Origin of the sequence: Paracoccus sp. (in: a-proteobacteria) (assembly GCF_047973135.1) — a bacterium.
In the GTDB taxonomy this organism is placed as follows: Bacteria; Pseudomonadota; Alphaproteobacteria; order Rhodobacterales; family Rhodobacteraceae; genus Paracoccus.
This window is the reverse complement of record NZ_JBKEBL010000268.1, coordinates 1-2,469: the sequence shown is the minus strand read 5'-3', so window position 1 is coordinate 2,469 and position 2,469 is coordinate 1. Positions and strand designations below refer to the sequence as shown.

2 protein-coding genes and 1 pseudogene are annotated in these 2,469 nt (G+C 65.4%); 1 reads left to right on the top strand and 2 read right to left on the bottom strand.

Annotated elements, in window-relative coordinates:
- A pseudogene (locus tag ACK5L9_RS19910) lies at positions 1-501 on the top strand (glutamate synthase large subunit); the annotation flags it as partial.
- A gap of 486 nt (positions 502-987) precedes the next feature.
- On the opposite strand, the gene ACK5L9_RS19905 reads toward ACK5L9_RS19910, so the two are convergent.
- Together ACK5L9_RS19905 and ACK5L9_RS19900 are read right to left on the bottom strand one after the other, a co-directional pair.
- The gene (locus ACK5L9_RS19905) at positions 988-1,635 is read right to left on the bottom strand and encodes an RluA family pseudouridine synthase (protein WP_416913196.1); all 648 of its coding nucleotides are present in this window, start codon (positions 1,633-1,635) and stop codon (positions 988-990) included.
- Complete coding sequence (locus ACK5L9_RS19900; protein WP_416913195.1) at positions 1,632-2,261, bottom strand: LysE family translocator; 630 nt, start codon at positions 2,259-2,261, stop codon at positions 1,632-1,634. The genes ACK5L9_RS19905 and ACK5L9_RS19900 overlap by 4 nt, the downstream gene beginning before the upstream one ends.
- Positions 2,262-2,469: the final 208 nt, after the last annotated feature.

The window sequence follows — 2,469 nt, the reverse complement described above, 5'->3', positions numbered from 1 at the left end:
GCGACCGAGAACACCATCATCGGCAACACTGTCCTGTATGGCGCAACCGATGGCTATCTGTTCGCGGCAGGCCGCGCAGGCGACCGTTTCGCGGTGCGCAACAGCGGCGCGAAGGTGGTGATCGAGGGCTGCGGCAGCACTGGCTGTGAATACATGACCGGCGGCGTCGCGGTGATCCTTGGCCGGATCGGTGCGACTGTCGGCGCGGGCATGACCGGCGGGATGGCCTATCTTTACGATCCTCAGGGCGTGGCACGCGATTACATCAACGCCGAAACGCTGGTTCTGTGCCCGGTAACGCAGGACCACTGGGAGACGCAGCTGAAAGACGTGTTCGAGCAGCATCTGAAGGAAACCATGTCCCGCCGCGCGGATGACATCTTGCAGAACTGGGACGAAGAGAAGGGCAACTTCCTTCAGGTTTGCCCCAGGGAAATGCTGATCCACCTGCCCCACCCGATCATGGCGGTCGAGGAGTCCGAGGCCGTTCCGGCCGAGTGATCCGGCGGATGTAAGTCAGTGGCCGGACGGTAGACCCGTCGCGGAATCAGGCGCGCAATCGCCTGGGGTCAGCGATAGCCGGTTCATATAGCCAGACGCGTGAAGAGGATTACGTTGTCTGGCTATAGCCATTTGATTTTACGCTGATGCTGCGCCAATTTGATGATCAAATTGGCCTCCGTCAGTTCTATACCAACGGTCCAGGGAATCGGTCCTTGTCTACCGTCGGCACGTTCCCCGTGCCATCCGTCCCGGACACAGGGCCAACGGACCACCGAAGGGGGAACTTTCGGCGGCTGTGCTGTGCGCTTTATGGCGCAGCAGGCACATCGAACAGCCCTTTGGCGCGGACCGGTGACGAAGCGGTCGCCCAAGGGCACGGGGGGCTGGCCCTCCGCGCGTCGGGCTTGCTTACGGGCCAGACCTGCCCCTGCGACCGCCGCAGGATCCGGCGGTCAGGGACGGTCATTCACCGGGGCCACCCGATCAGAACGGCGCGGGCGAGCTGAATGTCATCTGCACCCCGCTTTCGGGATGCTTGATGCGCAGGCTTTCGGCATGCAGCATCAGGCGCGGATGATCCGCTGCCGCGCCCGTCGCATACAGCGGATCGCCAAGGATCGGGTGCCCGATCTCGGCCATATGCACGCGCAACTGATGGCTGCGCCCGGTCAGCGGGTACAGGCGGATGCGGGTCTCGTCCCCGCCGGTTTTCACCACCCGCCAGTCAGTCTGCGCAGGGCGGCCCTGATCGTGATCGACCTTCTGGCGCGGGCGGTTCGGCCAGTCCACGATCAGCGGCAGATCGACACGCCCGGTTTTCGGTTCCAGATGTCCGGCGATGCGGGCCAGATAGGTTTTCTTCGTCCGCCGTTCCTCGAACTGTTTCGACAGGTGGCGCTGCGCATGGGGCGTCAGGGCAAAGACCATCACGCCCGACGTGTCCAGATCCATCCGATGCACCAGCAGCACCGTCGGAAAGGGCCCTCGCAGCCTTGCGATCAGGCAATCGGCCTTATCCTCGCCCCGGCCCGGAACGGACAGCAGCCCCGAGGGCTTGTCGGCCACAAGGATTTCGTGATCGGCATGCAGGATCCGGAGAGGATCAGACGGCGGGGCGTAGACAAAGCTCATTTCACGACAAGGCGAATGGCCAGGGCCGCGAACAAGATCGCCGCAACCCGGTTCACCACCCGCATCCGCCGCCCCAGAACCTGCCCGGCAAGGCCCGCTACAACACCGTAACCCATCGTCACCAGCGTGCCGGTAAAGGCAAAGATCAGGCCGAGGCCAAGGATCTGATGCCAGACCGGGCCATAAGCGGGGTTGGTGAATTGCGGCAGAAAGGCCAGCAGGAACAGCACCGGCTTGGGGTTCAGCGCGTTTGACAGAAAGCCGCGCCGGATGATCGTCCGGGGCTGCACACTGCCTCGCTCCGAGGGATCCAGCGGCCCTGCATGCCAGCTTTTCCACGCCAGCCACAGCAGATACCCCGCCCCCGCATATTTGATCGCCAGCAACGCGCCCGGATGCGCCGCCACCAACGCTCCCAGCCCGACCGTCGCCATGACCAGATGCAGCAGCACCCCCAGCCCGACCCCGAACCCCGCCAGTGCCCCCGCGCGCGGCCCGCCCTGAATGCCGCAGGCGCTGGCGAAAAACACATCCTGCCCCGGCGCGAAATTCAACACCAGCCCACCGGCGACAAAGGCCAGCAGCTCGGGCAGGGGGATGTTCGACAGCGTGACCCAGATGCTCATTCCCGCGTGATCGGGCAGGGTGAGGGAAAGGTAAAGAGCCGCCGCACAAGCATCCCGTTCAGGTGTGGCGCAAGGGGGCGCGGGTCGGGAAAATCCCGACCCGTAGCTGCCGCCCGGCCGGGCGCGGGCATCCCGCGCAGTCGGTCTGCGGGTGGCGGGGGTAGTCCCGGCGGGGGGTCCGGGGGGCGCACCGCCCCCCGCCGGCGCG

Coding starts and splice junctions, on each gene's coding strand:
- ACK5L9_RS19900 (WP_416913195.1), bottom strand. CDS start 2,261: ATGAGCATCTGGGTCACGCTGTCGAACATCCCCCTGCCCGAGCTGCTG.
- ACK5L9_RS19905 (WP_416913196.1), bottom strand. CDS start 1,635: ATGAGCTTTGTCTACGCCCCGCCGTCTGATCCTCTCCGGATCCTGCAT.